Genomic DNA, 1,583 nt, shown 5'->3' with positions numbered 1-1,583 from the left:
AGCCGGGTTCGTCACCGCTGCCAAAGAAGGCGATGGCCACCACGCCCAGCAACACCATGTTGGCGCCCTGTTCCCAGCCGGTGAAGTACCAGAGCAGGCACAGCAGGGTATAGGTCGCCAGGATGCCGGCGAACATGCGCGTGGCCATGTCCGTGTCGGCCGGCAAGGGGAACGCCCTGGCTTGCCGGACACGCTCGCGCAGCTCGAGCGGCAGGGGCTCGCCATCCAGAAAGGCATCCAGTTGTCGAGCCTCGGCCCACAGCTCGAGGTACTGATGGATATGGTCGTGGAGCGCATCGACGATCAGTCGCTCCCAGGCTGACAAGCTCGCCGTGTCTGGTAGCAGCCCGGCAAGCCGTTCATGGTTCGGCGTCTCACTGCGCGCCTGGTGACGGACTTCCGCCAGGTAGGGGCGCAGGGGCTGGCGCAGGGTCTCGGGCAAGTCGGCAAGGGCGTTGCCGATGGCACTCAGCAGCGGCACCAGGCTCAGGAGGCGCTGCTGGAGGGTGGCCGCGGCCTGGCGGGTGCTCCGGTCGACCGAGCTGTCGTAGCTCAGGGTGGACATCAGCTGGCTGAACGACGCGATATCGCCCAGGGTCCTGATTCGATCCAGCTCGGTCTGCGCATCGACCGGCTTGCCATCCAGACAGTCTTCTTGCCAGCGCAGCATGTCGGGCAGCCAGCCTTTGAGACGCTCAAGCAACACCGGCGCCAGCGATGAGGGAAAGAGCAGGCTGTCGACCAGTGTGACACTCACGATGCCCAGGCATATCTCCGTGACCCGCGTGACCACCATGTGGAACATAGTGTCCGGATGATTGATGTAGGCAATGGCGACCAGCATCATGGTCAGGGCGCCCAGCTGGAAGAAATAGGCCCTGGGGGTGCGGTCCAGATGGGATGCGCCCAGCATTGCGGCGGCCGACAGCCCCGAGCAGATCACCAGCATCTGCGGGGCATTGCTCAGATAGGCGGACATGAGCAGGGTCAGTGCTCCGGCGAAGAGGGTGCCGCCCAGGCGGTAGGTGGCGCGCGCCCTGACCGCGCCGCTGACCGGGTTGCTGAGCACGCAGGCAGTCACCATGGCCCAGTAGGGGTTGAGCAGACCGAGGTTGACTGCCAGGGCGTAAGCGAGCATCGCCGACAGGTAGAGCTTCACCGCGTACAGCAGTTGCGGGGCGCTGGGTTTCATGGAGTGTCCAGCAGGTACTGATTGGCCCGTTCCTCGAAGAGGCGCAGGAGGGCCGTGGCACGCTCGATATCCGCTTGTGGTACGTCCAGCATCAGTTCCAGGCGCAGCTTGTCTGCCGCTGCTTCCACCTGCTCGGCCAGTTTTGCCCCGGAGAGCTGGGTGTGCAGTGTGTTGGCTCGCCTGTCCCCTGGTACCTGCCTTCTTTCCAGCAGGCGCATCTCGGTGGCCTGGTCCAGCAGGCGTACCAGGGCTCCGGGATTGATACCGGCTTCCTCGGCCAGCTCCTTCTGGGTCATGCCCTGCGGGTTGCGCTGGACCAGCACTACGACTGTCGCCAGCGACATGGATATGCCGGTGTCGGCGATGACACGAGAGACCGCTTTTTTCCAGG

Annotated in this window: 2 protein-coding genes; both read right to left on the bottom strand. The window is 64.8% G+C overall.

Annotation, left to right across the window (positions count from 1 at the left end; genetic code table 11):
- The coding region (locus J0A65_RS23140) for an FUSC family protein (RefSeq protein WP_206596650.1) at window positions 1-1,192 on the bottom strand (1,192 nt) is incomplete at its 3' end.
- Window positions 1,189-1,583, bottom strand: a 395-nt coding sequence (locus tag J0A65_RS23135) for a MarR family winged helix-turn-helix transcriptional regulator (protein WP_206596649.1), incomplete at its 5' end; no start/stop codon positions are given. The genes J0A65_RS23140 and J0A65_RS23135, both read right to left, overlap by 4 nt.

It is taken from the genome of Bowmanella yangjiangensis, assembly GCF_017255015.1.
Taxonomy (GTDB): domain Bacteria; phylum Pseudomonadota; class Gammaproteobacteria; order Enterobacterales; family Alteromonadaceae; genus Bowmanella; species Bowmanella yangjiangensis.
This window is presented reverse-complemented; position numbering and strand designations above follow the sequence as displayed.